25 protein-coding genes are annotated in these 25,193 nt (G+C 71.8%); 12 read left to right on the top strand and 13 right to left on the bottom strand.

Features of this window, described 5'->3' with window-relative positions; translation table 11 throughout:
* Window positions 1-3: 3 nt before the first annotated feature.
* Window positions 4-702 (top strand): L,D-transpeptidase, encoded by a 699-nt coding sequence (locus tag ACIQRL_RS22280; protein ID WP_401333984.1) that lies wholly within the window; start codon window positions 4-6, stop codon window positions 700-702.
* A gap of 103 nt (window positions 703-805) precedes the next feature.
* On the opposite strand, the gene ACIQRL_RS22275 is transcribed toward ACIQRL_RS22280, so the two are convergent.
* Together ACIQRL_RS22275 and ACIQRL_RS22270 are read right to left on the bottom strand one after the other, a co-directional pair.
* Window positions 806-2,236, bottom strand: a complete 1,431-nt coding sequence (locus ACIQRL_RS22275) for a sensor histidine kinase (RefSeq protein WP_401334471.1) — start codon at window positions 2,234-2,236, stop codon at window positions 806-808.
* A 116-nt stretch (window positions 2,237-2,352) separates the two neighbouring features.
* On the bottom strand, window positions 2,353-3,159 hold the full coding sequence (locus ACIQRL_RS22270) for a response regulator transcription factor (RefSeq protein WP_401333981.1): 807 nt from the start codon (window positions 3,157-3,159) through the stop codon (window positions 2,353-2,355).
* A 234-nt stretch (window positions 3,160-3,393) separates the two neighbouring features.
* On the opposite strand from ACIQRL_RS22270, the gene ACIQRL_RS22265 reads away from it, so the two are divergent.
* The 5 genes from ACIQRL_RS22265 to ACIQRL_RS22245 all read left to right on the top strand — a co-directional run bounded on the left by ACIQRL_RS22265 (window position 3,394) and on the right by ACIQRL_RS22245 (window position 8,357).
* The gene (locus ACIQRL_RS22265; protein WP_401333979.1) at window positions 3,394-4,755 is read left to right on the top strand and encodes a ferric reductase-like transmembrane domain-containing protein; all 1,362 of its coding nucleotides are present in this window, start codon (window positions 3,394-3,396) and stop codon (window positions 4,753-4,755) included.
* A 7-nt stretch (window positions 4,756-4,762) separates the two neighbouring features.
* Entirely contained in the window at window positions 4,763-5,272 is a 510-nt protein-coding gene (locus ACIQRL_RS22260) for an FMN-binding protein (RefSeq protein ID WP_401333975.1), read from the top strand.
* Between the two features lie 125 nt (window positions 5,273-5,397).
* Window positions 5,398-6,735: a ferric reductase-like transmembrane domain-containing protein gene (locus tag ACIQRL_RS22255; protein ID WP_401334468.1), complete on the top strand. Its 1,338-nt coding sequence runs from the start codon at window positions 5,398-5,400 to the stop codon at window positions 6,733-6,735.
* Window positions 6,736-6,754: 19 nt separating this feature from the next.
* Window positions 6,755-7,573, top strand: a complete 819-nt coding sequence (locus tag ACIQRL_RS22250; protein WP_401333972.1) for an FMN-binding protein — start codon at window positions 6,755-6,757, stop codon at window positions 7,571-7,573.
* Window positions 7,566-8,357 (top strand): FAD:protein FMN transferase, encoded by a 792-nt coding sequence (locus ACIQRL_RS22245; RefSeq protein ID WP_401333971.1) that lies wholly within the window; start codon window positions 7,566-7,568, stop codon window positions 8,355-8,357. Before ACIQRL_RS22250 ends, ACIQRL_RS22245 begins: the two co-directional genes overlap by 8 nt.
* A 178-nt stretch (window positions 8,358-8,535) precedes the next feature.
* Here the strand turns inward: ACIQRL_RS22245 and ACIQRL_RS22240 are convergent, their stop codons facing one another.
* From ACIQRL_RS22240 to ACIQRL_RS22215, 6 genes are all read right to left on the bottom strand, one after another.
* Window positions 8,536-9,072 (bottom strand): arginine repressor, encoded by a 537-nt coding sequence (locus ACIQRL_RS22240; protein ID WP_401333968.1) that lies wholly within the window; start codon window positions 9,070-9,072, stop codon window positions 8,536-8,538.
* 23 nt (window positions 9,073-9,095) lie between these two features.
* Window positions 9,096-10,301 carry an acetylornithine transaminase gene (locus ACIQRL_RS22235; protein WP_401333966.1) on the bottom strand — a complete coding sequence of 402 codons (1,206 nt, stop codon included), beginning with the start codon at window positions 10,299-10,301 and terminating at the stop codon, window positions 9,096-9,098.
* Window positions 10,298-11,236, bottom strand: a complete 939-nt coding sequence (gene argB, locus ACIQRL_RS22230) for an acetylglutamate kinase (protein ID WP_401333965.1) — start codon at window positions 11,234-11,236, stop codon at window positions 10,298-10,300. The genes ACIQRL_RS22235 and argB overlap by 4 nt, the downstream gene beginning before the upstream one ends.
* A gap of 162 nt (window positions 11,237-11,398) precedes the next feature.
* Window positions 11,399-12,553, bottom strand: a complete 1,155-nt coding sequence (gene argJ / locus ACIQRL_RS22225; RefSeq protein ID WP_401333962.1) for a bifunctional glutamate N-acetyltransferase/amino-acid acetyltransferase ArgJ — start codon at window positions 12,551-12,553, stop codon at window positions 11,399-11,401.
* Window positions 12,550-13,578 carry an N-acetyl-gamma-glutamyl-phosphate reductase gene (gene argC / locus ACIQRL_RS22220; protein WP_401333961.1) on the bottom strand — a complete coding sequence of 343 codons (1,029 nt, stop codon included), beginning with the start codon at window positions 13,576-13,578 and terminating at the stop codon, window positions 12,550-12,552. The genes argJ and argC overlap by 4 nt, the downstream gene beginning before the upstream one ends.
* A gap of 989 nt (window positions 13,579-14,567) precedes the next feature.
* Entirely contained in the window at window positions 14,568-14,960 is a 393-nt protein-coding gene (locus ACIQRL_RS22215) for a DUF5997 family protein (RefSeq protein WP_401333958.1), read from the bottom strand.
* A gap of 81 nt (window positions 14,961-15,041) precedes the next feature.
* Here ACIQRL_RS22215 and ACIQRL_RS22210 point away from each other — a divergent pair, with 81 nt between their 5' ends.
* Window positions 15,042-15,866 (top strand): LysR family transcriptional regulator substrate-binding protein, encoded by an 825-nt coding sequence (locus ACIQRL_RS22210; protein ID WP_401333956.1) that lies wholly within the window; start codon window positions 15,042-15,044, stop codon window positions 15,864-15,866.
* A 130-nt stretch (window positions 15,867-15,996) separates the two neighbouring features.
* Window positions 15,997-16,476 carry a DUF6314 family protein gene (locus tag ACIQRL_RS22205; protein ID WP_401333953.1) on the top strand — a complete coding sequence of 160 codons (480 nt, stop codon included), beginning with the start codon at window positions 15,997-15,999 and terminating at the stop codon, window positions 16,474-16,476.
* Here the strand turns inward: ACIQRL_RS22205 and ACIQRL_RS22200 are convergent.
* The gene (locus ACIQRL_RS22200) at window positions 16,458-17,051 is read right to left on the bottom strand and encodes a histidine phosphatase family protein (protein WP_401333950.1); all 594 of its coding nucleotides are present in this window, start codon (window positions 17,049-17,051) and stop codon (window positions 16,458-16,460) included. The genes ACIQRL_RS22205 and ACIQRL_RS22200 overlap by 19 nt on opposite strands.
* Window positions 17,052-17,515: 464 nt before the next feature.
* Complete coding sequence (locus tag ACIQRL_RS22195; RefSeq protein WP_401333947.1) at window positions 17,516-18,952, bottom strand: PLP-dependent aminotransferase family protein; 1,437 nt, start codon at window positions 18,950-18,952, stop codon at window positions 17,516-17,518.
* On the opposite strand from ACIQRL_RS22195, the gene ACIQRL_RS22190 reads away from it, so the two are divergent.
* Window positions 18,951-19,907: a DMT family transporter gene (locus ACIQRL_RS22190; protein ID WP_401333944.1), complete on the top strand. Its 957-nt coding sequence runs from the start codon at window positions 18,951-18,953 to the stop codon at window positions 19,905-19,907. The genes ACIQRL_RS22195 and ACIQRL_RS22190 overlap by 2 nt on opposite strands.
* An 88-nt stretch (window positions 19,908-19,995) precedes the next feature.
* Window positions 19,996-20,190 carry a DUF1918 domain-containing protein gene (locus ACIQRL_RS22185; protein WP_401333941.1) on the top strand — a complete coding sequence of 65 codons (195 nt, stop codon included), beginning with the start codon at window positions 19,996-19,998 and terminating at the stop codon, window positions 20,188-20,190.
* A gap of 36 nt (window positions 20,191-20,226) precedes the next feature.
* Here the strand turns inward: ACIQRL_RS22185 and ACIQRL_RS22180 are convergent, their stop codons facing one another.
* The gene (locus ACIQRL_RS22180) at window positions 20,227-21,474 is read right to left on the bottom strand and encodes a glycoside hydrolase family 10 protein (protein WP_401333938.1); all 1,248 of its coding nucleotides are present in this window, start codon (window positions 21,472-21,474) and stop codon (window positions 20,227-20,229) included.
* A 129-nt stretch (window positions 21,475-21,603) separates the two neighbouring features.
* Between ACIQRL_RS22180 and ACIQRL_RS22175 the strand changes: the two genes are divergently transcribed.
* Window positions 21,604-22,506, top strand: a complete 903-nt coding sequence (locus tag ACIQRL_RS22175; protein WP_401333935.1) for a 3-hydroxybutyryl-CoA dehydrogenase — start codon at window positions 21,604-21,606, stop codon at window positions 22,504-22,506.
* A gap of 203 nt (window positions 22,507-22,709) precedes the next feature.
* Window positions 22,710-22,967, top strand: coding sequence for a hypothetical protein (locus tag ACIQRL_RS22170; RefSeq protein ID WP_401333933.1), 258 nt, complete (start codon window positions 22,710-22,712; stop codon window positions 22,965-22,967).
* Between the two features lie 43 nt (window positions 22,968-23,010).
* Here ACIQRL_RS22170 and ACIQRL_RS22165 read toward each other — a convergent pair whose 3' ends face one another.
* Window positions 23,011-23,556 (bottom strand): NUDIX domain-containing protein, encoded by a 546-nt coding sequence (locus ACIQRL_RS22165; protein ID WP_401333930.1) that lies wholly within the window; start codon window positions 23,554-23,556, stop codon window positions 23,011-23,013.
* Between the two features lie 163 nt (window positions 23,557-23,719).
* Window positions 23,720-25,060 carry a transcriptional regulator gene (locus tag ACIQRL_RS22160; protein ID WP_401333928.1) on the bottom strand — a complete coding sequence of 447 codons (1,341 nt, stop codon included), beginning with the start codon at window positions 25,058-25,060 and terminating at the stop codon, window positions 23,720-23,722.
* Window positions 25,061-25,193: the final 133 nt, after the last annotated feature.

Raw genomic sequence — 25,193 nt, 5'->3', positions numbered from 1 at the left:
GCCATGCGCCTCGGAGCCGTCGCCCTCGCGTCCGCGTCCCTGCTCGCCCTGGCCCCGGGCGGGCCGCCGCCCCTCGCCGACCTTCCCGCGCGGCTGGCCGACACCGGCGGCGGAACCCAGCTGATCACCGCCGAGGCACCGCGCGCGGACGCGACCTCGGGGAGGCTCACCTGGTGGGACCTGCGGGACGGGCGCTGGGCGCGGGCCGGCTCCGCCCCCGCGCGGTTCGGGGCGCGCGGGCTGGTCGAGGGCCGGGCGCGGACCCAGGGCACGAACACCACGCCCACGGGGCTGTACGGGCTGCCGTACGCGTTCGGGACCCGGGCCGCGCCCGTGGGGACCTCGATGCCGTACCGCCCTGTGGGTCAGGACTCCTGGTGGTGCCAGGACAACGCGTCCCGGTCGTACAACCGGTGGACCGAGCCGCGCCCCGGGGACTGCCGGGCCGAGGAGTCCGAGCACCTGATCGCCTACGAGAAGCAGTACGCGTACGCCCTCGTCATCGGGTTCAACTACGACCGGCCGGTGCGTGGGCGTGGCGCGGGGATCTTCCTGCACGTCAACGGGAGCGGGCCCACGGCCGGTTGTGTGTCCGTTCCGGCGGACGCGATGCGGCGGATCCTCGCCTGGGCCGATCCGTCGCGGAACCCGCACATCGCGATCGGCACGGCGAACGGGGCGACGGCGGTCACCCGGTACTGACGGAACGACGTTCCGTCAGTACCGGCCGAACCGGCCGAACCGGCGGGCCGGCGGGAGGTTGACGGGGTCGGGGCCGGTGGAGTGGGGTCCGGGAGGGCGGGGTTCAGGTTGCGGGGAGGTGGACCGTGAACGTGGTCGCTCCCGGGTGGCTTTCCAGAGCGACCGTGCCGCCGTGTGCCTCGACCACGGCGGCCACGATCGACAGGCCGAGCCCCGCTCCGCTGCCCGTGCCGTCGGCGCGGCGGCGGTCCGCCCGGGTGAAGCGTTCGAAGACACCGGGCCGCACGTCCTCGGCAACCCCGGGTCCGTCGTCGTGGACCTTCAGGACGGCCTCCGTGCCGGTCTCCTCCAAGGACACGGTCACCCGGGTGCCGACAGGCGTGTGCACGCGCGCGTTGGCCAACAGGTTGGCCAGCACCTGCTGGAGCCGGTGGGCGTCGCCGGTGACCATGACCGGTTCCTCGGCCAGCTCCAGGACCCAGCGGTGGCCGGGGCCCGCCGCGCGGGCGTCGGTGACCGCGTCGAGGACGAGGTGGGTGAGGTCGACGGGAAGGCGTTCCAGGGGGCGGCCGGCGTCGAGTCGGGCGAGCAGGAGCAGGTCGTCGACCATCTCGCCCATGCGGGCCGACTCGGCGGCGATCCGTTCGAGGGCACGGGTCACCTTCGGCGGCACCGGGCCGGGGTGCAGCAGCGCGAGCTCGGCGTGACCGCGGACCGAGGCGACCGGGGTACGCAGCTCGTGACTGGCGTCGGCGGCGAAGGTGCGCAGCCGCTCCTCGCTGGCGTGCCGCTTGGTGAGCGCGTCCTCGACATGGCCGAGCATGCGGTTGAAGGCACCGGCGACGCGGCCCACCTCGCTGCGCGGGTCCGATGCGGGCGCCCGCGGGGGCAGGGCCACCTCGCCGCTGGCGAGCGGGAGTTCACTGACCCGGGTGGCGGTCGCGGCGACCCGGTTCAGCGGGCGAAGCGACCAGCGGACCCACAGCGCCCCGGCGACTCCGGCGACCACGAGGGCCACGCCGAAGACCAGGGCGGCGACGAGTTCCAGGCGATGGACGGCCGCGTCGACCGGCTCCGTGGGAAGCCCGGTGATCAGCACGTCACCGTCCTTGCCGTACGTCGCCAGCACGCGGTAGTCGCCCAGGGCCGAGAGATCGACGGTGTGGGCGCGACCGTTCGCCGGGAGCGCGGCGAGAACCGCCTCGTCGCGGGCGGTGAGCTCCACGTTCCGGGCGGCCGTGCCGGTGCCGGGCGACACCACCGCCGCGTTCGTGACGTCCCCGCCGACCAGGCGGGCGCCGAACGTACCGGTGCTCTGCCGGCGCGTGTCGCCGCCCTGTTCGTCGCCGTCGTGGTCGGACAGCCTCGTCGAGCCGTGCTCCAGGCTCGCCGGGAACCGGGCCCCGGCGTCCTGCAACTGCTGGTCGAGGCGGCCGGTCAGGAAGCCGTCCAGTTCGTACACCGCGGCGACGCCGACGGCCGCGCAGCTGACGGCGAGCAGCACCACGAGCCCGGCGGTGAGGCGGGCGCGCATGGTGCGCGGTCGCGGCAGCGCGCGCGGGGCCGCCACCAGGCGGAGCCACCAGCGCCTGATCACGGCCCTGAACCCGGCCATGGCCCTGGCCACGGTCCTGGCCCGCGTGCTCGCGCTCACCGGCCCGCCGCGGGCTTGATGACGTACCCGGCGCCCCGGACCGTGTGGATCATCGGCTCACGGCCGGCGTCCACCTTCTTGCGCAGGTAGGAGATGTAGAGCTCGACGACATGGGCCTGGCCCCCGAAGTCGTAGGACCAGACGCGGTCGAGGATCTGGACCTTGCTGAGCACGCGGCGCGGGTTGCGCATCAGGAAGCGCAACAGCTCGAACTCGGTCGGTGACAGCTCGACCAGGTCGCCGCCCCGGGTCACCTCGCGGGCGTCCTCGTCCATCACCAGGTCCCCGACGACCAGCCCCGGGCCCTCGTCGATCCGGCGGGCCATGCCGGCGCGGCGCAGCAGTCCGCGGAGCCGGGCGACGACCTCCTCCAGGCTGAACGGCTTGGTGACGTAGTCGTCGCCGCCCGCCGTGATACCGGCGATACGGTCCTCCACGGCGTCTCGCGCCGTGAGGAAGAGGACGCACACGCCCGGCAGCACGGTGTGCAGGTCGCGCAGCACGGCGAAGCCGTCCATGTCCGGGAGCATCACGTCGAGGACGACGGCGTCGGGCAGCAGCTCGCGTGCCTCGGCCGCCGCCGAGGCACCGTCGGCCGCGGTACGGACCTCCCAGCCCTCGTAACGCAGCGCGCCGGAGAGGACCTCGGCCAGGTCCGGATCGTCGTCGACGACGAGGACACGCACGGGGGTCCCGTCGGGCCGGGTGAGCGAGGGCGGCCTTCCGGTGCCTGGGGACCGGACAGCACCGGTGCCGGTGTCCTGGTCACCGGGGGTGCCGGGGTCTGGGGTGGGAGTGTTCATGTCGCCTACCAGCATCGCCCCTCCCGACGGCCGCACCGTGCCACGCGGCCTCTGAGTTTCCTCTGAGTCACCTCTCCTCGGAGGTCCCCTGTTTCCTCGGCCTTCCCATCCTCCTCCCCTTCCCCGTCACTCTCAGTTTGCTGTGAGTCCGCTCCGAACGGGCCGATTCAGAGCCTCCTCAGAGGTTCCGGACGCACAGTTTGGTCCCGGACTGCCGGACAGAAGGACGGACATATGACCACGGTGTACGAGCGGGCGGCGAACCCGCGCAGGACGCGAGGACGCGGGCGACCGCGGCCCTCGCCCGCCGGGCCGCTGCTGGCCCTGCTCTGGGCGGGAGCGGCAGCGGTCCTCGCCCTGTGGTGGACCGACACCCGGTCGGTGGTGGGTCTCGCCGGCTGGCTGACGGACGCCGGCCGGATCGCCGGACTGCTGTGCGGGTACAGCTGCGCCGTCCTGGTGGCGCTGATGGCCAGGGTCCCGCTCCTGGAGCGGCGCGTCGGCTCCGACCGGGTGGCCCGCTGGCACGCCATGGCCGGCCGCTACACGGTCTGCCTGCTGGTCGCGCACGTCACCCTGATCCTCTTCGGCTACGCCGCCCAGGACGGCACGGGCATCGTCCACGAGACGCTCAGCGTGGTCTTCGACTACCCGGACATGCTCAAGGCGACGACCGGCACCGTCATCCTGTTCGCCGTCGGGATCACCTCGGCACGCGTGGGCCGCCGCCGGATCAGCCACGAGTTCTGGTACTACGTGCACCTGCTGACGTACGTGGCGGTCTTCCTGACCTTCTTCCACCAGCTCGCGCTCGGCTCCGACTTCGTCGGCAACCAGGTGGCGCAGGCCGCCTGGTACGCGCTCTACCTCGGTACGGCCGCGCTCGTCGTGTGGTTCCGGCTGCTCGCCCCCATACGGCTCAACCGGCGCCACCGGCTGCGCGTGGAGTCCGTGTACCGGGAGTCCCCCGGGGTGTTCTCCATCGTGATCCGCGGAGAGGGTCTGGACGAACTGAACGCGCGGGCGGGCCAGTTCTTCCGCTGGCGGTTTCTCGCCGACGGCATGCGGTGGACCTCGACGCCGTACTCCCTGTCCGCGCCGCCCCGGCCGGACCGGATGCGGATCACCGTGAAGGCGCTCGGCGACCACAGCGCGGCCGTGGGGCTGCTGCGGCCGGGCACCCGGGTGTGGGCGGAGGGCCCGTACGGCTCACTGACCGCCGACCGGAGCACCTCGTCGAAGTCGTTGCTGATCGCGGGCGGCGTCGGCATCACACCACTGCGTGCCCTTTTCGAGGAGTTGCCCGGCCAGGTCACGCTCCTCTACCGGGCGCGCACGGCGGAGGACCTGGCGCTGGGCGGCGAGCTGGAGGACATCGCCCGGTGGCGCGGGGCCCGCGTCCTGTACGCGGTGAACGCCGCCGACGGCTCGCGCCCGCGGCTCACCGCCGAGTCGCTGCGCGAGGCCGTGCCGGACATCGCCGAGCACGACGTCTATCTCTGCGGACCTCCCGCGATGGCGCGGGACCTGTACGGGGAGCTGCACACCGCGGGTGTCCCCGACCGCCGTATCCACCACGAGTCGTTCGAGCTGTGAGGCCTCCGTGCACGCCCTGAAGAAGAACCGTCCGCTGCGCCGGGTGACGCTGGCGGCCGCCACCACGGTCACCGCCGTCGTCATGCTGCTCTCGCTGAAGCCGCACACACCGCCGGCACCGGCCGAGGCGTCCTCGTCCCTGGCTCATTCCCCTTCCTCCTCTTCCTCCTCCTCGGGAAGCTCGTCCGGGGATTCCTCAGGCACCTCTTCCGGCACGTCAGGGGGCTCGAAGAGCAGCGTGACCAAAACCGTCACCGGCGATACGGTGCAGACCCGTTGGGGTCCGGTCCAGGTACGGATCACGTTGAAGCAGGGCCGGATCACGGAGTCCACCGCGGTGGCCTATCCTTCGGACAATCCCAAGGATCAGGAGATCAACAGTTACGCGATTCCCCAGCTCAGGCGGGAGACACTGGCCGCCCAGAGTGCTCAGATCGACTCGGTGTCCGGGGCCACCTACACCAGCGGCGGATACAAGCAGTCGCTCCAGTCCGCATTGGACTCGGCGGGCCTCTGAACGCACGGGCGTCGCGGACCGTATCTCTGGGCCAGGGAGCCACTCCCCTCACCCCGTCTCTCCAGGACGAACACGGAGGAACCGTGTCCACGATCGCCGGTGGCCGCGCCGCGCGGCGCCAGACCATGCGCCGAATCCGCCCTCGCCGCTCGCCCGCCGTCCCGCTGCTGCTCGCCGTCTGGGCAGGAGCCGCCGCGGTCATCTGGCTGTGGTGGATGAACACCCCGTCCATCGCGGACAACAACAGCAGGATCCTCAACGCCGGCCGTATCACCGGGCTGCTCGCCGGGTATCTGATGGCGCTCGTGGTGCTGCAGATGGCCCGCGTCCCCGCCCTCGAACGCCGCGTGGGATCCGACCGGGTGGCGCGCTGGCACGCCATGACCGGCCGCTACACCATCTGCCTGGTCCTCGCCCACCTCTTCCTGACGATGTGGGGCTACGCCCTGCAGTCCGGCAAGGGGCTCGGCGGGATCGTGCAGCAGACCATCGACTCGGTCAACCAGCTCCCTGACATGGGCAAGGCCGCGATCGGCACGGGTCTGCTCGTGCTCATCGGGTTCATCTCGGTGGGCTGGCTGCGCCGGCTGATCCCGTACGACACCTGGTACCACGTCCACCTGCTGACGTACGCCGCGGTGTTCCTGACGTTCTGGCACCAGCTCTCCACCGGCAACGACTTCGCGGTGGAGCCCGTCGCCAAGACCGTCTGGTACGGGCTCTACGGATCGGTGACCGCGCTGGTCATCTGGTACCGAATCCTTTCTCCGATCCGGTTGAACCTGAAGCACCGGATGCGGGTCCAGGCGGTCATCGAGGAGACGCCCGGCATCGTGTCGGTGCTGATCAGCGGACGCAAACTGCACCGGATGGGCGCGGAGGCCGGACAGTTCTTCCGCTGGCGCTTCATGGCACCCGGCATGCGTTTCAGCTCCCACCCGTACTCGCTCTCGGCGGCGCCCCGCCCCAACATGCTGCGCATCACCGTGAAGGCGATCGGCGACCACAGCGCCGCGCTGCGTGATCTGGAGCCGGGCACCCGGGTGTGGGCCGAGGGCCCGTACGGCGCGCTGACCGCCGGCAAGCGCAGTCGCGGCAAGGTGCTCCTGGTGGCGGGCGGTGTCGGCATCACCCCGATGCGGGCGCTGTTCGAGACCCTCCCGGGCGCGTCCGGTGACCTGACGCTGCTCTATCGCGCCAACACCACCCAGGATCTGGCCCTGTGGGACGAGCTGGCCGCCATCTCCAAGGAGCGCGGGGCGCGTCTGATGTACGCGGTGAACAGCCCCGACGGCGAGCGCCCGGACATCTCGGCGGACTCCCTGCGTCGCAAGCTGCCCGACATCGACCGCCACGACGTCTTCATGTGCGGGCCGCCCGGCTTCGCACAGCAGGTGTACGACGCACTGCGCGGCGCGGGGGTCCCCGCCCGCCGCATCCATCACGAGTCGTTCGAGATGTGAGCGACGGGAGTCAGGAACGATGAAGAAGAATCACCCCATCCGGCGCTTCGTGCTCGCGAGCGCCGCCACCGTGTCCGGAATCGTGCTCCTGCTGGCGCTCAAGCCGGCGTCCGACCCGGCCGCCGCGGCGGCGCAGGCAGGTGCCGCGCCCCAGCAGACGGCGGCCGGGCAGCAAGCGGCACAGGGCGCCACGGCCCAGCAGTCGGGTACCACGACCGTCACCGGTGACGTCGTGCGGACCGAGTACGGGCCGGTGCAGGTGCGGCTGACCATGAGCGGCGGCAAGATCACCAAGGCGGACGCGGTCCAGGCCCCCAAGGGCGGGACGAGCGACCAGAAGACCGCCCTCTCCGTGCCCAAGCTCAACCAGGAAACCGTCACGGCGCAGAGCGCCGAGATCGACGCGGTCTCGGGGGCGACCTACACCAGCGGCGGCTACAAGAAGTCCCTGCAGTCGGCCCTGGACAAGGCGAAGACCGCCGCCGGCACGTCGGGGTCCGCCGGCTCCTCGGGGTCCGCAGGGAAGGCCGGGGCGTCCTCGTCCGCGGCGGCCCCGGCAGCGCAGGCGCGCGTCGTCACCGGGACCGTGGAAGAGACCCAGTACGGCCCCGTCCAGGTCAGGCTCACCCTCACCGGCAACAAGATCACCAAGGCCGAGGCGGTCCAGGCTCCCAAGGGCGGTGTCAGCGACCAGAAGACCGCGCTCGCGGTGCCCAAGCTCAACCAGGAAGCCGTCGCGGCGGGCAGTGCCCAGATCGACGCGGTCTCCGGCGCCACCTACACCAGCGGCGGCTACAAGAAGTCCCTGCAGTCGGCTCTGGACAAGGCCGGTGTCTGAGCCGGCGGAGGACGCACCGCAGGCGCTGCGCCATGCCGAGGAAGTGATGGGCACCGTCTTCTCCTTCGACGTGCGCGGCGGAGAACCCGAAGCCGTGCGGGCGGCGTTGGAGGAGGCGATCGTCCAACTCCACCGTGTGGACGAGGTATTCAGCACCTACCGCGAGGACAGTCAGATCTCGCGGCTGGTACGCGGAGAGCTCACCGTCGAGGAGTGCGACCCGGAGGTCGCCGAGGTGCTCGATCTGGGCGCCGAGGCGGAACGGGTCAGCGACGGCTGGTTCAGCACACGGTACGAGGGACAGCTCGACCCCACGGGGATCGTCAAGGGCTGGGCGGCCGAACGCGCGGCCCTGCACCTCGCCGCGGCCGGGGCGAGCGGGGTGAGCGTCAACGGCGGCGGCGATGTCCAGCTCTGCGGCATCCCCGGGCCGCACCGCCCCTGGCGGGTGGGCGTGTCCGACCCGCTCCGTCCGGGCTCGCTCGCCGCGGTGGTCTCCGCGGCCGGAGTCGACGAGCTGGCGGTCGCGACCTCCGGCACCGCCGAACGCGGCGCCCACATCGTCGACCCGCGCACCGGCACGTCCGCGGTCACCGACCTGCTGGCCGTGACCGTGGTGGGCCCCCGTCTGACCTGGGTGGACGCCTGGGCGACGGCGGCCTTCGCGATGGGCTCACGGACCGGCCTCGACTGGCTGGAGTCGCTCCCGGACGTGGAGGCGCTGCTCATCACGGCGGGCGACGAGGTCAGATGCACGGGAGGGCTCGCCCAGCGCCTCGGGTGACCGGCGCCTGCGACGGCGCGGACGACCCGGCCGGCCGCACGACCGACCGGTCCCACCGAGCCGGCACCCGCACGAGCACCCGCGTCAGGACATCGCATGGCATACGACGGTGGAGGCGCGCCCCGCTCGGGGCGCGCCTCCACCGTCGTACTCGCCTTCGTGGTCACCGTCGTACGTGTCAGTGATCGTTCTGGGCCAGCCGCAGCAGATGGTCGGCCAGTGCCTGCCCGCCCGTCGGACCGCGGCTGATCAGCAGGAGGGTGTCGTCCCCCGCGATCGTCCCGAGGATGTCGTGCAGCTCGGCCTGGTCGATCGCCGAGGCGAGGAACTGCGCGGCCCCGGGCGGGGTGCGCAGGACCACGAGATTCGCCGAGGCCTCCGCGGAGATCAGCAGCTCCATGGAGAGCCTGCGCATCCGCTCTTCCTTCGCCGACTCCCCCAGCGGCACCCGCGGGGTGCGGAACCCGCCCTCGCTGGGCACCGCGTAGATGAGGTCGCCGTCGTTGTTGCGGATCTTCACCGCGTTCAGCTCGTCGAGGTCCCGGGAGAGCGTCGCCTGCGTGACGTTCAGCCCGTCGTCGGCGAGAAGCTTCGCCAACTGGCTCTGCGAGCGCACCGGTTGCCGGTTGAGGATGTCCACGATCCGGCGGTGGCGTGCGGTGCGGGTCTGCGGCACGGCAGGCCCTGCGTGCTCGTGGTCCTGCGCCTGACTCATCGTCGTCGTCCCATTTCCCGGGATCACCCGTCCCCGTTGGCTGCGTCGAGGATGCCGGGAAGGGCCTGGAGGAACGCGTCCACTTCGTCATCGCCGAGGTTCAGCGGCGGCATCAGCCGTACGACATCGGGGGCGGGCGCGTTCACCAGGAAACCGGCGTCCTGAGCCGCCCGCTGCACCTGGGGCGCGAGCGGCTCGGTGAGCACGATACCCAGGAGCAGCCCCGCACCCCGGACATGGTCGATCAACGGATGGCCGGAACCGTCGCCGCCCTCGATTCCGTCCCGCAGTTTCCCGCTCGCGCGCTTCACGTTCTCCAGGAGTCCCTCGGACTCGATCGTGTCGAGCACGGCGAGTCCGGCGGCGCAGACGACGGGGTTGCCGCCGAAGGTCGTGCCGTGGTGGCCGGGCCCCAGCAGCCCGGCGGCGCGGCCGAAGGCGACGGTGGCGCCGAGCGGCAGTCCGCCGCCGAGGCCCTTGGCGAGCGTGACGACGTCGGGCAGGACGCCTTCGTGGGCCTGGTACTCGAACCAGTGGCCGGTGCGGCCGATGCCGGTCTGCACCTCGTCCAGGACGAGCAGGGCGCCGTGGGCGGCGGTGATCGCGCGGGCGGCCTTGAGATAGCCGGGGGGCGGTACGACCACGCCGTTCTCGCCCTGGATCGGCTCGATGATCACCAGCGCGGTGTCCTCGGTGACCGCCTGGGCGAGGGCCTGCGCGTCGCCGTACGGAACATGCGTGACGTCGCCGGGCAGCGGCAGGAACGGCTCCTGCTTGGCGGGCTGGCCGGTGAGCGCGAGGGCGCCCATCGTCCGCCCGTGGAAGCCGCCGGTGGTGGCGACCATGTGGGTCCTGCCGGTCAGCCGGCCGATCTTGAAGGCGGCCTCGTTGGCCTCGGCGCCCGAGTTGCAGAAGTACACCCGGCCCTCGCGCCCGAAGAGCTGGAGCAGCCGTTCGGCGAGCGCGACGGGCGGCTCGGCGACGAAGAGGTTGGAGACATGGCCGAGGGAGGCGATCTGCCGGCTCACGGCTTCGACGATCGCGGGGTGGCCCTGTCCGAGCGCGTTGACCGCGATACCGCCGACGAAGTCGAGGTACTGGTTGCCGTCGGCGTCCCACACCTTGGTTCCGGCGCCGCGGACGAGCGGCAGGCGCGGGGTGCCGTAGTTGTCCATGAGCGCGCCCTGCCACCGGTCGGTGAGCTCCGCGTTGCTCGCGCTGCCGGTCATTCGGCGTCCCCCGCTTCCTCGTCGTCCGGCACGACCATCGTGCCGATGCCTTCGTCGGTGAAGATCTCCAGCAGGATCGAGTGCTGGACCCGGCCGTCGATGACGCGGGCGGTCGTGACGCCGTTGCGTACGGCGTGCAGACAGCCCTCCATCTTCGGCACCATGCCGCTGGCCAGCTCGGGAAGGAGCTTCTCCAGCTGTGTGGCGGTGAGGCGGCTGATCACCTCGTCGCTGTTCGGCCAGTCCTCGTAGAGGCCCTCGACGTCCGTGAGGACCATGAGGGTTTCGGCACCCAGTGCAGCAGCGAGTGCCGCAGCCGCCGTATCAGCATTGACGTTGTAGACATGTCCGTCGTCCTGGCTCCGGGCGATCGAGGAGACGACCGGGATACGGCCGTCGGCGAGCAGCGCCTCGATCGCGCCCGTGTCGATCGCGGTGATCTCGCCCACCCGCCCGATGTCGACCAACTCGCCGTCGATCGTGGGCTGGTGCTTGGTGGCGGTGATGGTGTGCGCGTCCTCGCCGGTGAGACCGACGGCGAGCGGTCCGTGTTCGTTGAGGAGTCCGACCAGTTCGCGCTGGACCTGTCCGGCCAGCACCATGCGGACGACGTCCATCGCGTCCTCGGTGGTGACGCGCAGGCCCGCCTTGAACTCGCTGACGATGCCGTGCCGGTCGAGGGCGGCGCTGATCTGCGGACCGCCGCCGTGCACGACGACCGGCTTGAGACCGGCGTGGTGCAGGAAGACGATGTCCTGGGCGAAGGCAGCCTTCAGCTCGCTGTCGATCATGGCGTTGCCGCCGAACTTGACGACGACGGTCTTGCCGCGGTGCCGGGTCAGCCAGGGCAGCGCCTCGATGAGGATCTGCGCCTTGGGCAGAGCGGTGTGCTTACGGGTAGTAGACGTTCGCTCTTCTGGGTGATTGACCGTCATAGCCGACTTTCGGAAGAATCTCGGATCAGCCGCCGGGCGGGCGGTGTTGGCCTGCGGAGACAACATAAGACTCATCCCGGACTCGTCCGGGGCGAGCGGTCGCCTGTGAAACAGGAACCCTCGTCGGCGACGACGAGGACCCGCGACAACCAAGCGGGCACGTCAAGATGAGTACGCGCTGTTCTCGTGGACGTAGTCGGCCGTCAGGTCGTTGGTCCAGATCGTCACAGACTCGTTGCCTGCCGCGAGGTCCGCGACGATGTGGACTTCGCGGTAGCGCATGTCGACGAGTTCGCGGTCCTCGCCGACCCCGCCGTTCTTGCAGACCCACACGCCGTTGATGGCGACATTGAGTCGGTCCGGTTCGAAGGCGGCCTTCGTGGTGCCGATCGCGGACAACACGCGCCCCCAGTTGGGGTCTTCGCCGTGGATCGCGCATTTGAGGAGGTTGTTGCGGGCGATGGAGCGGCCCACCTCGACGGCGTCGTCCTCGGTCGCGGCGTTGATCACCTCGACCTTGATGTCCTTGCTGGCGCCCTCGGCGTCGCGGATGAGCTGCTGACCGAGGTCGTCGCAGACCGCGCGGACCGCCTCGGCGAACTCCGCGTACTCCGGGGTGACTTCACTGGCCCCGGAGGCCAGCAGCAGCACGGTGTCGTTGGTGGACATGCACCCGTCGGAGTCGACGCGGTCGAAGGTCGTACGGGTGGCGTGGCGCAGCGCGCGGTCGAGAGTCGCACTGTCCACGTCCGCGTCGGTGGTGAGCACGACGAGCATGGTGGCCAGCCCCGGGGCGAGCATGCCCGCGCCCTTGGCCATGCCGCCGACCGTCCAGCCGGCCTGTGTCACGACCGCCGTCTTGTGCACGGTGTCGGTGGTCTTGATGGCGATGGCGGCCTTCTCGCCGCCGTGCGGGCCGAGTTGGGCCACCGCCAGGTCGATACCCGGAAGCAGCTTGTCCATCGGCAGCAGCACGCCGATGAGGCCGGTCGAGCACACGGCGACGCTGCCCGCGCCCGTGTCACCGAGCGCCTCGGCGACCTTCTCGGCGGTGGCGTGGGTGTCCTGGAAGCCCTTGGGTCCCGTACAGGCGTTGGCACCACCGGAGTTGAGGACGACGGCGGTCAGCTCGCCACTCTTGAGGACCTGTTCGGACCACAGGACCGGCGCGGCCTTCACGCGGTTGGAGGTGAAGACGCCCGCGGCGGCGCGGCGGGGCCCGTTGTTGACCACGAGGGCCAGGTCCGGGTTGCCGTTCGCCTTGATCCCGGCGGCGATCCCGGCCGCGGTGAATCCCTGTGCTGCCGTGACGCTCACGGTGCGACTCCGATCGTGGAAAGTCCCAGCTCCTCGGGGAGGCCGAGGGCGAGGTTCATGCTCTGGACGGCACCGCCCGCGGTGCCCTTGGTCAGGTTGTCGATGGCGCTGATCGCGATGATGCGGTGTGCGGCGGCGTCGTACGCGACCTGGACCTGAACGGCGTTGGAACCGTAGACGGACGCCGTGGCGGGCCACTGCCCCTCGGGAAGGAGGTGGACGAAGGGCTCGTCGGCGAAGGCCTTCTCGTAGGCGGCCCGTACGGACGCGCCGGTGACCTCGGGCTTCGCCTTGGCGCTGCAGGTGGCGAGGATGCCGCGGGGCATGGGCGCGAGGGTGGGCGTGAAGGAGACGGTGACGGGCTCTCCGGCGGCCGCGCTGAGGTTCTGGATCATCTCGGGGGTGTGCCGGTGGACGCCCCCGACTCCGTACGGGGTCATCGACCCCATGACCTCGCTGCCGAGCAGGTGCGCCTTGGGCGCCTTGCCGGCGCCCGAGGTCCCGGAGGCCGCGACGATCACGGCCTCGGGCTCCGCCAGCCCGGCGGCGTAGGCCGGGAAGAGGGCCAGCGAGGCGGCCGTGGGGTAGCAACCGGGCACCGCGATGCGCTTGGACCCCTCCAGCGCGGCGCGGGCGCCCGGCAGTTCGGGGAGGCCGTACGGCCAGGTCCCGGCGTGGGCGGAGGCGTAGAACCGCTCCCAGTCGGCCGGGTCGTTCAGCCGGAAGTCGGCGCCCATGTCGATCACGAGGACGTCGGGGCCGAGCCGCTCGGCGACCGCGGCGGACTGTCCGTGGGGCAGCGCGAGGAACACCACGTCGTGACCGGCCAGCACCTCGGGGGTGGTCTCCACGAGGACGCGGTCTGCGAGCGGCAGCAGATGAGGCTGGAGCGCGCCGAGCCGCCCGCCCGCGTTGGAGTTGGCGGTCAGGGCGCCGATCTCGATCTCGGGGTGCGCCAGGAGCAGACGCAGCAGTTCCCCGCCCGCGTACCCACTCGCTCCCGCCACCGCCGCGCGCATCGCCATGGAACCCTCCTCTTGGATGGCATGACTATACGTTTCGCTGCACGTTTATGCAATCCTCCGGGCTGGGCCGTCGCGGGTGCCTGCGCCCGAGTGCGGAGGGTCGATGCCGACCGGGCCGACCGGGGTGCGCGCTCCCCCGGCTCCGCACCCCTCCACCCGGACACCACATGATCGGTCCCGGAGGAAAAGCACGGGGACAGCGGATGAATTGCGATCAAAGCCTGGCAACCGGCTCATCGGGCGTCACCGCATTGGAACGATCCCCCGCATCCGTTTCCGCCGAGGCGAGGCAGAGGAGGAGAGCCGTGTGCGGGGCCCGGGGGCACTTGCCGCCTGCTCCGGCTCCGGCTCCGGCTCCGTGGACCGTTCGATGGACTCCCGGCGGTCCGTGGTGACCTTCGCCGGGGCGTCGCCGCTGGAGGCCGAGGCCTTGCGGCGGACCAGGGAACGTACGCGGGAGCGCGTCGGGGCGCTGGGACTCGCGGATGGGCGCGTCGAGGCACACGGCGGCGCTGTCACGGTCACAGGTCGCACCGCCGCCGAGAAGCGTCTGACGGAGCTGGGCGCGCCCGGCCGACCGGTTTTCCGTCCCGTCCTGGAGGAGGAGACGTTTTTCCCGTCCCGTCCTGGCGGAGGAGACGCTGGGCTCGACGCGGGTGCCGCAGCCTTCTCCCCGTACCGGTGCCGACCCCGCGTCCGGTCGTGCCGTCACGGACGGCCTGCGCCCGCGTACCACCGGATCGGCGCGTGCCGGTGCCGTGACGGCTCCGGCCGCGGGGGGCTCAGGACGCGGCGCTCGGCCTCGTCGGCGCCCATGTTGTCAGGTCGATGGTCGCCGCCCGGACAGCCGCGGGCCCGTCCCGAAATCCCGAGAACCCTTGGAGGACCGACCTTGTCGGCCAGGGCTCACCGCACGGCGCGACCGGCTCCTACGGGCGCGGCGCCCCGGGGATCGAAGGCTGAGACGGATCCCCGGCGGACACCCCGGGTCAGGAACGCTTGGCGTCCCGCTCCGCGTTCTTCTCCTTGATGCGTACCGTTTCCTTGCGGGTCTCGGCCTGGGTGGCACGCTCGCGGCGCAGCCACGAGGGCTCCTCGGTCTTCAGCGCCTCGATCTGCTCGGTGGTGAGGGCCTCGCTGACGCCGCCGCGGGCGAGTCCCGCGATGGAGACACCGAGCTTGGCCGCGACGACCGGCCGCGGGTGCGGGCCGGTGCGGCGCAGCTCCTGGAGCCACTCGGGCGGGTCGGTCTGCAGCGCGTTCAGCTCGGCACGGGAGACGACACCCTCCTGGAACTCGGCGGGGGTGGCCTCGAGGTACACACCCAGCTTCTTGGCCGCGGTGGCGGGCTTCATCGTCTGGGCGGTCTGGTGCGAACTCATGGGTCAAGGGTATCGAGCGCCCGGGCCCCCGCCGACCATCGCGGGTGCGGCGCCCATGGCCACGCCGGGTAATCTGACGTGGTGACCGGCTCCGAAGCATCCCCCTCGTTCAGGCTCGCCTACGTTCCGGGGGTGACGCCCTCGAAGTGGGTGCGGATCTGGAACGAGCGGCTGCCGGACGTACCCCTGGCCCTCGTCCCGGTGTCCGCCGCCGAGGTGTACGACGTCCTGCGGCGCGGCGACGCCGACGCGGGCTTCGTCCGGCTGCCGGTCGACCGGGCCGACCTGAGCGCGATTCCCCTCTACACCGAGACGACGGTCGTCGTGGTGCCCAAGGATCACATCGTGGCGGCGGTCGAGCAGGTCTCGGGCGAGGACCTCGCGGACGACATCGTGCTGCATCCCCTCGACGACCCGCTGGACTGGGAGCGGCTGCCGGGCAAGCCCGCGCTGGAGCGGCCCGCGAGCACCGAGGACGCCGTCGAGCTCGTCGCGGCGGGTATCGGGGTCGTGGTGGTTCCGCAGTCCCTCGCCCGCCTCCACCACCGCAAGGACCTCACGTACCGGACGGTCACGGACGCTCCCGAGTCCCGCGTCGCGCTGGCCTGGCCCGAGGACCGGACCACCGATCTGGTGGAGGACTTCATCGGCATCGTGCGCGGCCGCACGGTCAACAGCACGCGCGGACGCGCCCAGACCCCGGCCGCGGCACAGCAGAAGGACCGGGGCGCGGCCAAGTCCACCCCCCGCAAGTCCGACTCGGGCGGCGGCGCACGGCGCACACCCGCGCAGGGCAAGGCGGGCGGCAGGAGCGGCGGCAGGGCCACGGCCAAGAATCCCCGCAGCAGCGGTACCGGGGGCCCGAAGGGCGGCGCCAAGCGAGGCAAGCCCCGCCGCAGTTCCTGAACCGGTTGCGGCTCCGGCTCCGGCCGGCGATCCGAAGGCGATGAAGGCGATGAAGGCGCCCCTGGACAGGATGAGGCTGACGCGCGGCACTGGGTCGCGCGGCTCCGCCCGGGACGGAGAAACGGACGGCATGGGTGAGTTCTGGCCGGTGAGGGACGTACTGACGTACCTGACCGGGAGCTGGCGTGTGGAACGCACCGTGCGGGATCTCGCGAGCGACGCGGAGGGACGCTTCACCGGCACGACGGCGTTCGGGCCGGTGGAAGACGCGGGGCCACCGGCGCAAGCGAGGCCGCCCGCGCCAGCGGGGCTGCTGCACCACGAGTCCGGCACCTTCGTCTGGCAGGGCGTCGCGCGGCCCGCCGAGCGGACCCTGCGGTTCCTGCCGGGCGAGAACCCCGGGACCGCGCTCGTACGGTTCTCCGACGGCCGCCCGTTCCACGACCTGGACCTGACGAGCGGGCGGTACGTCGCCGACCATCCGTGCGCGGCGGACCTCTACCGGGGCGAGTTCACCGTCCGGGACGAGCACCACTGGCGGTCCGTCTGGCGGGTGCGGGGGCCCGCGAAGGATCTGGTGCTCACCACCGGCTACACGCGCCTGGACTGAGGGGCCGCCCCGTCGAAGCGCAGATTCCAGCGGCCCGACCGGCCCGTCACGGTGATCGCCGACAAGGGGCGGACATCGATGTTCCAGTACGTCGACGGCGGCGCCTTCAGCGCGTAGACCAGCGCGGCCCGGACCACCGACGGCTCGGCCACCGCGACGATGCTGCCGCCGTCGTCCCCCGGCCGGGTGTCGAGCCAGGCGCCGACGCGGGCGATGAAGGACAGCAGGCTCTCGCCACCGTGCGGTGTGGAGCGCGGGTCGGCCAGCCAGGAGTCCACGGCCTCGGGCTCGCGGGCCATGGCCTCGCCCAGGGTGAAGCCCCGCCAGCGGCCCATGTCGCAGTCGCGCAGCGCGAGTTGGACCAGGGGTGCGTAGCCGAGGACGTCACCGGTGGCCCGGCTGCGGGGCGTCGGCGCGCAGTAGCGAAGCTCGGCCGCCGCCAGCGGCAGCAGCCCGGCCGCGGCGCGCTGCACTTCTTCCCAGCCCGCCTGGTCCAGCGGCCGGTCGTCCTCGAAGCGCTCCGCGAGCAGCGAGGAGCTGCGCGCGGCGGCGACGAACGTGACCCGAAGATGCATGCGCAGATCGTGGAGCGCGGGACTCCGCAGGTCAAGGGGGTCACGCAGAGTATCCGAATATTCACTGGGGCATTGGCTTCCGGCCTGTGCTCCGGCTGTCCGGGCGCCATGGATTCGATCTTCCCGGCGACGCGGTCCGGGCAAACGGCCCGGACAGCGCGAACTCGATCCGCGCCTTTCGGCGCGACCCGACAGATCCCGAGGCCGGAGCTCCACCCGGGCCAGGGATCGACTCCAGGGGAGCCAGCGTTCGGCTCCACCGGGTTCAGGGTTCGGCTCTCCACTGGAGCCAGGATTCGGCTCCACCGGGGTCGGGGCTCGGCTCCACCGGAGCCAGGATTCGGCTCCACCGAGGTCGGGGCTCGGCTCCACCGGAGCCAGGATTCGGCTCCAGCGGGGGCAGGATGCGGCTCCGCCCGACACAGGGATCGACCCGCCCGGCGCGGAGTCCGGCCGCGTCCGGTTCAGGTCCGCACCTCGTCGTACGCCTCCGTCAGCCTCCGTACGCCCTCCGTGATCTCCTCCGTCCCCGCGACCGCCGCGAAGCTCAACCGGATCTGGGCGGCCGGGGGTTCGGCGCTGTAGTAGGGGCGGCCGGGGGTCACGGCCACGCCCGCGCGCAGGGCGGCGGCGACGAGCGCGGACTCGTCGGTGCCGTCGGGCAGCCTGGCCCACAGGTGGTAGCCGCCGAACGGGATGTGGGGCAGGGCGAGTTCGGGGAGCCGTAGCCGCAGGGCCGCGGTCATCGTGTCGCGTCGGGCCCTCAACTCGGCCGAAACGGTGCGCAGATGACGCGGCCAGGCCGGCGAGCCGACGAGTTCGAGCGCGGCCTCCTGGAGCGGGCGCGGTACGAAGAAGGTGTCGACGACCTGGATGGCGCGCAGCCGTTCGAGCACCGGGCCGCGCGCGGCCAGCGCGCTCACCCGGAAGCTCGGCGAGGTCGCCTTGGTCAGGGAACCGACGTGCACCACGACACCGTCCGGGTCCTCGGCGGCCAGCGGACGCGGCAGCGGGCCGGCGTCCTCGTGCACCAGACGGCGTACGAAGTCGTCCTCGACGACGAAGGCCCCGGCATCCCGCGCGATGCGCAGCACCTCGCCCCGCCGCTCGGGCGCGAGCACGGCACCGGTCGGATTCTGGAACAGCGGCTGGCAGACGAAGACCCGGGCGCCCGTCACCCTGAAGGCGTCGGCGAGGAGTTCGGGCTTCACCCCGTCGGGATCCACCGGGACCGGAACGGGGCGAAGACCGGCGGCCCGGGCGATGGCCAGCATGCCGGGATACGTGGGCGACTCGACCAGGACCGGGGCGCCGGGCGGCGCGAGCGCGCGCAGGGCGGTCGTCAGGGCGGACTGGCCACCCGCCGCGACCAGGACCTCGGCGGCGCCGATGGCCCCGCCGATGCCCCGCGCGAACCACTCGCGCAGTTCCGGCAGGCCCTCCATGGGCGGCCGGGACCACGCGCCGGGGCGGCGGCCCGCCCGGGCGAGGGCCGCGCCCATCGCCCGTTCCGGCTGGAGCGAGGGGTGCAGATAGCCGCCGTTGAACTCGACGACACCGGGCGCCGGCGCGGCGAGCGAGACGAGGACGCCGGACGCGTCCACCGTGCGGGGGACGACCTCGGCCGCGGCGTCCGCGCTGAGCGCGACCTCCTGCCAGGACGTGTCCCCGGTGGACGTGATGGCGGGGCGGGGCCGCGCCCGGAAGGCACCCGCACCGGGCCGGGTGACCACGAGTCCCTCGGCGGCCAGCTGCGCCAGTGCCCGGGACACCGTCACCGGACTCACCCGGAACCGTTCGACCAGCGCCCGGCTCGACGGCAGCTTTCCACCTGGAGAGTAGCGGTTCAGTTCCTGTCGCAGCTGATTCGCCAGATCGCCCACACTGCTACGCTCTTGCATGAGAACAGAGAGTAGCGCTATCGACCGGACCGGGATAGCGGTCAGCACCGACGTCGAGCCCGTGGTCGCCGCCTCGCACCCGGGCCCCCTACCGAAGGACCGCCGCTCGGGCACCCTTCAGGCGGCCCTCGGTGTCACGGCCTTCTCCCTCACCTTTCCCGCGACCGCCTGGGGCCTGGAGGGCTTCGGTCCCTGGTCGCTGGTGGCCGTGCGCTGTGTCCTCGCGGCGGTCGTCGCGGGTGGCTGCCTCCTCGCGCTGCGGGTGCCCCTGCCGGACCGGCGGCACCTGGCGGGCCTCGCCGTCGTCGCCGCCGGTGTGGTGCTCGGCTTCCCGCTGCTGACGACGCTCGCCCTGCGGACCTCGACCACCGCGCATGCCGCCGTGGTGGTCGGGCTGCTGCCGCTGACGACGGCGCTGTTCTCGTCCCTGCGCACCGGCGCGCGGCCGTCGCGGATGTTCTGGCTGGCGGCCTGCGCGGGCGCGGCCGCGGTGATCGCGTTCACCGTGCAGCAGAGCGGTGGCGCCCTGACGGGTGCGGACGCCTATCTGTTCGGGGCGCTGCTGATCTGCGCGGCGGGCTACACCGAGGGCGGCCGACTGGCCCGGGTGATGCCGGGCTGGCAGGTCATCGGCTGGGCCCTGGTCCTGTGTCTGCCGCTGAGTGTGCCGGGCGCGCTGACGGCGCTGTCGTACGAGCCGGTGCGGCTGACGGCGCACAGCGTGACCGGGCTGCTGTGGGTCGCGGCCGGTTCGCAGTTCCTCGGACTGGTCGTCTGGTACCGGGGGATGGCGTCGATCGGGATTCCGAGGGCCAGCCAGTTGCAGCTCGCCCAACCGCTGCTCACACTGGTGTGGTCGGTACTGCTCCTGGGCGAGCGGCTCACCCCGGCGGCACCCCTGACGGCGGCCGCCGTCCTCGTCTGTATCGCGCTCACCCAGCGGGCGCGGAGCTGACCCGCACGGGCCGGGCCAACCCGCGCCCCCGGCCGTAGACTTGAGGCCACGAACCGTTACTCCCGTACACGACGAGGAGACCGTTCAGATGCACGCAACCAAAGGTGACCAGCTGGTGCAGCACGGGAGGACCGTGGGCCAGCACGACAAGGTCTCGGAGATCACCGAGGTCATGGGAGCCGAAGGCTCTCCCCCCTACCGCGTGCGGTTCGAGGACGGTCACGAGGCCGTGTGCTCGCCGGGCCCGGATTCCGAGATCCGCCACCGGGACATGCCGCAGTAGGACGAGCGGGACGGACGCCGGCGGCCCGGCCGGCTCTCAGCGCGGGGGCTTCACCGGCTGCCGGTAGTGGTCCGCGAGGACGCGTTCCATCGCGCCGGTCCGGTCCGCCGCGGCCTCCCGGGCCGCGAAGAAGACGTGGCCCTGCACCTCGGGATACTTCGCGGCCAGCGTGAGGTGCCGGGAGAGTTCGGCGGGGTCGTGCCAGGCGGCGGGCTGCGCCGGGTCGCCCGCCTTGTAGAGCGCCTCACCCGCGTACAGCCGCACGCCCGTTCCCCGTGCGACCCGCGCCCACCAGGGCAGCAGCTTCGCGTAGTCGGCGGCCGCGAAGCCGATGTTCCAGTAGAGCTGCGGGCAGATGTAGTCGATCCAGCGCTCCCTGACCCACTTCCTGGTGTCGGCGTACAGGTCGTCGTACGTCTCGACGCCGGCCCGGGTCGGCGAGCCGAGCGGGTCGGTCGACGCGTTGCGCCAGACCCCGAAGGGGCTGATCCCGAAGCGGACCCCGGCGCGGACCTTCTTGATGCCCGCCGCCATCTCCAGGACAAGCAGGTCGATGTTGTTGCGCCGCCAGGCCGCTCGGTTCGGGAAGCCCGCGCCGTGTTCCGCGTACGCCGCGTCGTCGTCGAAGCGCTCTCCGGCCACCGGGTACGGATAGAAGTAGTCGTCCCAGTGCACGCCGTCGACCGGGTACCGGCGCACCGCGTCGAGCATCGCGGTCCGGACGAACGTTCGGACCGGGGGCAGGCCGGGGTTGTAGTAGAGCTTCCCGCCGTACGGCACGACCCAGTCCGGGTGGACGCGGGCGGGGTGCGAGGGGGCGAGCCTGCCGGGGTCCGGCTGTCCCGAGACGCGGTACGGGTTGAACCAGGCGTGCAGTTCCAGGCCGCGGGCGTGGGCCTCCCGCACCGCGGTGCCCAGCGGGTCCCAGCCGGGGTCCTTGCCCTGGACGCCGGTCAGGTACTGCGACCAAGGCTCGTACGGCGAGGGCCACAGCGCGTCGGCGGCGGGGCGGACCTGGAAGATCACGGTGTTGAGGCGCAGGCGTACCGCCGTGTCGAGATGCGCGAGCAGTTCGGCGCGCTGCCGGGCGGGGCTCAGGCCGGTGCGGGAGGGCCAGTCGCGGTGCGAGGTGGTCGCCAGCCACAGGCCCCGCACGGCACGCGGGGCGGCCGAGCGGCGCCGGGAGGACGGGCCCTGGGCGGCCACGGCGTCCCCCGCCGTGCCGAACCCCGACAGGGTCGCGAGCGCGGCCGCCGCGAACACCCGCCGTGGCAGTGGCTCCATCGCCGTACCCCCTACGCTACGGGTCCGTCCGGTCACGGACCGTCTCGTCGCCCAGCATGCACCACCCCGACGATCGATCATCGATACTTGGGAGTAACGTGCACGTTCGGAGCAGGGACCGAACAACGGATGACCTGCCAGGCAGTGCGGATCAGCGAAGGGGACGATGTGACCGACATCGAACGCGTCGGAGTGGTGGGCTGCGGCCAGATGGGAGCGGGCATTGCCGAGGTGTGCGCCCGCGCCGGCCTGGACGTCAAGGTCGCCGAGACCACCGGCGAAGCCCTGGAGTTCGGCCGGACCCGGCTCTTCTCCTCGCTCTCCAAGGCGGCTGAGCGCGGAAAGATCTCCGCGGACGAGCTCAAGGCCACCCAGGACCGGCTGAGTTTCACCACGGACCTCGGCGAGTTCGCCGACCGTGACCTGGTGATCGAGGCCGTCGTCGAGAACGAGCAGGTGAAGACCGAGATCTTCCAGGTGCTCGACCAGGTGATGACCAGGCCGGACGCGATCCTCGCCTCCAACACCTCCTCGATCCCGCTGGTGAAACTGGCCGTCGCGACCTCGCGGCCCGACCAGGTCATCGGCATCCACTTCTTCAACCCGGCCCCGGTGCAGCAGCTCGTGGAGCTGATCCCGGCGCTGACCACCTCCGAGGGCACCATCAGCCGCGCCCAGCTCTTCGCCGAGAAGGCGCTCGGCAAGCACGCGATCCGCGCCCAGGACCGCTCGGGCTTCGTCGTCAACGCGCTGCTGATCCCGTATCTCCTGTCCGCGATCCGGATGTTCGAGTCGGGCATCGCCAGCCGCGAGGACATCGACAACGGCATGGAGATGGGCTGCGCCCACCCGATGGGCCCGCTCAAGCTGTCCGACCTGATCGGTCTCGACACGGTGGCCTCGGTCGCGTACTCGATGTACGAGGAGTACAAGGAGCCGCTGTACGCCGCTCCCCCGCTGCTCCAGCGCATGGTGGACGCGGGACGCCTCGGCCGGAAGTCCGGCTCGGGGTTCTACACCTACGGCCAGTAATAGCGGAACGCGGGCTCCGTTCCACGGAGTTCGGGCGGGCGCGGGCCCGGCACCTTTTCCGGTGCCGGGCCCGCGCCGTTCACACGCCGTGTGCGCGCCGGGCCCGCATATGCCGCGCGCACACGCTCCCCACGCGCCCACCAGGCGAGTTGACTTTCCGTGCACGGACAAGGGATGTGCCGACTACGGAAAGGAGCGGACTCGTGACCGCCGACCCCCAGCATCCCGTGGCGCCGAAGGAACTCGCGGAGTTACGCCGGTCTCTCGAAGTGGGGTTCACCCGCATCGAGGGAGGACTGGCCCTGCTCACTCAGCGCGACGACCAGACGGCCAAGGATCTGGATGACCTCAGCACACGGATCGTCGCGCTGGAACACACCCGCTGGCCATTGCCCACCGTCGCCGTCGTCGCGGCCGTGGGCGCACTGACCGTCGCGGTCTGGCAGGCCCTGGGCCACTAGGACCTGTCGCCCCGGCCCCAAGGGGACCGTACGGGGGAACCGATCAGGGCAACGTGTCCTGCCCCAGCCTGAGATGGTGGAGGAGGAGCAACGCGGCCGCCATGTTGGCGGCCGGGACCTCACCGCGGGCGACCATGTCGGGAACGAGCTTCAGGGGAACCCATTCCCGGCGGTCGGACTCGAAGTCGTCCACAGGGTGTCCGATGTACGCGCCCTCGTCGGCCCAGTAGATGTGATGCCGGGCGTCGGTGAGCCCGTTGGAGGGCTCGACACTCATCAGATGCCGCAGGGGTCCCGGCCGCCAGCCGGTCTCCTCCTCCAGTTCGCGGGCCGCCGCCGCGGCGATGTCCTCGCCGTCCTCCACGACGCCCGCCGCCAGCTCCCATCCCCAGCTGTCGGTGATGAAGCGGTGCCGCCACAGGAGCAGTACCTCGTTGGCCTCGTTCACCACCGTGGCCACGGCGACGGGCCGCAGCCGGATCAGGAAGTGATCGAGATGCCGTCCGTCCGGCAGCTCCACATCTGCGAGATTGACACTGAACCAGCGGTTTTCATACACAGTTTGTTCGTTCTGCTTCGTCCACTGCACGGTTCTGCCACCTTCCGCCGAGTAGATGGCAATATCGCAGCAGCGGCGTCCTGGCAGCAGGGCTCACAGGGGTCGGTGCGCAGCGCAGGGGCGGTGAACACGGTCCGGCAAAACGGTGGCCGGCGTTCCGGTACGGCTGGTGAGGGGGCTACGCGAGGGGTCTCTACAGCGGTACGCGCAGTGCGCCGTCGATGAGTTCGGCGGCCTCGGTCGTGCCCGCACAACCGCTGCGCACCAGATGCTCGCGTACCGCGCGAAGTCTGTCGCGCAGCCGCTGGGACTCCATCCCCCGTGCCTGCTCCGCCATTTGGACGGCCGTCGCCACCGCTTTGTCGGCGTTGCCCTGGCGCAGTTCGATCTGGCTGAGCATGGCCAGCCGGTGCACGCGCCCCCGGTCGTGCGCGGGAGTGTCGACGGCAGCCGTGGCGTGCTCCGCCGCCGCCACCAGGTCGCCGAGGCTGAGCAGCGCCTCCGCCACCTGTACGTTGACCAGTCCCGGCTGGACATAGCCGGTCTCGTCGGGCTCGTAACCGCGCCGGATACGCTCGGCGGCCTGCTCGGCACGCCGTATGCACGACAGCGCGCTGCTGCCGTCGCCGAGGTGTGCGTACGCCTTGGCCTGCATCGCGTAGAGGTCGGAGGCGAGCGCCGGGGTGATGTGGCGCCCCGCGGCACGCAGCGCGGCCTCGGCGAAGGCGACGGCCTGCCGGTACTCGCGCATGAACAGCGACTGATTGACGAGGAGGGCTATGACGTAGGCCCCGAGCCCCCTGTCCCCACTGGCCTTCGCCAGCCGCAGCGCCTGGTGGAAGTAGCGCTGGGCGAGTCCGTGCGCGTCGGAGTCGTAGGCGCAGATGCCCGCGATGGCCACCAACCCGCCGGTGGCGCGGTGGAGTTGGCGGCCGGTGGCGTCGGTGTAGCCGCCGCGGAGCAGGGGCGCGGTCTCGGAGTTGAGGAAGCCGACGATCCGGGTGCGGGTCGCTATGCCCCCGGCCTTGCGGTACATCTGCTCGTAGTGGGCCCGTGCCGCGCGCAGCATCTCGATGTCGGCCATGCTGACGTGATGGCGGCCGCCGCGTGAGACGTCCACGTCCTCGGGCGGGTTCTCCCACTCCCACACGGGCATCACCGCGGGCGTGCCGGTGACGGCCTGGGCGCCGAGTATGTGCGGGCGCTGCTGTTCGTCGGACCGCCACAGGGCGGTGGCTCGTTCGACGAAGCCGGAGAGCGATCCGGCGTGCGGGGTGGAGGGTTCGCCGGGGACCCCGAGGCCGATGTCGTCGAGCGTGACGGGACGGTGCAGTCGTCCCGCGAGCACTTCGCAGATCAGGTCGGGCACTTGGCCGCGCGGCCGCTGGCCCTTCAACCACCGTGCCACGGCGGTGTGTTCGTAGCGCAGCGCGAGACCGCGCGCCCGCCCCGCCTGGTTGACGTGGGCGGCCAGTCCCGCGTGCGAGATGCCCGCCTCGTCCAGGATCGCGTCGAGCAGAGTGTTGGGCTGCATGGGAGGCCCCCCGAGTGACTCGTTGCCGACGGCGCGATCGTGCCCGGCCGCGCCCGACCGCACCAGAGAGAGTAGTGCGTCCCCTTTCACACGGGGTGTGATGGGAATGCCCGTATCCGTGTTGTGCGCGCGC

This window comes from Streptomyces sp. NPDC091209 (assembly GCF_044757755.1).
Taxonomy (GTDB): Bacteria; Actinomycetota; Actinomycetes; order Streptomycetales; family Streptomycetaceae; genus Streptomyces.
The sequence above is the reverse complement of the archived record's forward strand: the minus strand, read 5'-3'. Positions and strand labels throughout refer to the sequence as shown.

Coding starts and splice junctions, on each gene's coding strand:
- ACIQRL_RS22280 (WP_401333984.1), top strand. CDS start 4: ATGCGCCTCGGAGCCGTCGCCCTCGCGTCCGCGTCCCTGCTCGCCCTG.
- ACIQRL_RS22275 (WP_401334471.1), bottom strand. CDS start 2,236: ATGCGCGCCCGCCTCACCGCCGGGCTCGTGGTGCTGCTCGCCGTCAGC.
- ACIQRL_RS22270 (WP_401333981.1), bottom strand. CDS start 3,159: ATGAACACTCCCACCCCAGACCCCGGCACCCCCGGTGACCAGGACACC.
- ACIQRL_RS22265 (WP_401333979.1), top strand. CDS start 3,394: ATGACCACGGTGTACGAGCGGGCGGCGAACCCGCGCAGGACGCGAGGA.
- ACIQRL_RS22255 (WP_401334468.1), top strand. CDS start 5,398: ATGCGCCGAATCCGCCCTCGCCGCTCGCCCGCCGTCCCGCTGCTGCTC.
- ACIQRL_RS22250 (WP_401333972.1), top strand. CDS start 6,755: ATGAAGAAGAATCACCCCATCCGGCGCTTCGTGCTCGCGAGCGCCGCC.
- ACIQRL_RS22240 (WP_401333968.1), bottom strand. CDS start 9,072: ATGAGTCAGGCGCAGGACCACGAGCACGCAGGGCCTGCCGTGCCGCAG.
- ACIQRL_RS22235 (WP_401333966.1), bottom strand. CDS start 10,301: ATGACCGGCAGCGCGAGCAACGCGGAGCTCACCGACCGGTGGCAGGGC.
- argB (WP_401333965.1), bottom strand. CDS start 11,236: ATGACGGTCAATCACCCAGAAGAGCGAACGTCTACTACCCGTAAGCAC.
- argC (WP_401333961.1), bottom strand. CDS start 13,578: ATGGCGATGCGCGCGGCGGTGGCGGGAGCGAGTGGGTACGCGGGCGGG.
- ACIQRL_RS22215 (WP_401333958.1), bottom strand. CDS start 14,960: ATGAGTTCGCACCAGACCGCCCAGACGATGAAGCCCGCCACCGCGGCC.
- ACIQRL_RS22205 (WP_401333953.1), top strand. CDS start 15,997: ATGGGTGAGTTCTGGCCGGTGAGGGACGTACTGACGTACCTGACCGGG.
- ACIQRL_RS22200 (WP_401333950.1), bottom strand. CDS start 17,051: ATGCATCTTCGGGTCACGTTCGTCGCCGCCGCGCGCAGCTCCTCGCTG.
- ACIQRL_RS22190 (WP_401333944.1), top strand. CDS start 18,951: ATGAGAACAGAGAGTAGCGCTATCGACCGGACCGGGATAGCGGTCAGC.
- ACIQRL_RS22195 (WP_401333947.1), bottom strand. CDS start 18,952: ATGCAAGAGCGTAGCAGTGTGGGCGATCTGGCGAATCAGCTGCGACAG.
- ACIQRL_RS22185 (WP_401333941.1), top strand. CDS start 19,996: ATGCACGCAACCAAAGGTGACCAGCTGGTGCAGCACGGGAGGACCGTG.
- ACIQRL_RS22180 (WP_401333938.1), bottom strand. CDS start 21,474: ATGGAGCCACTGCCACGGCGGGTGTTCGCGGCGGCCGCGCTCGCGACC.
- ACIQRL_RS22175 (WP_401333935.1), top strand. CDS start 21,604: ATGACCTGCCAGGCAGTGCGGATCAGCGAAGGGGACGATGTGACCGAC.
- ACIQRL_RS22160 (WP_401333928.1), bottom strand. CDS start 25,060: ATGCAGCCCAACACTCTGCTCGACGCGATCCTGGACGAGGCGGGCATC.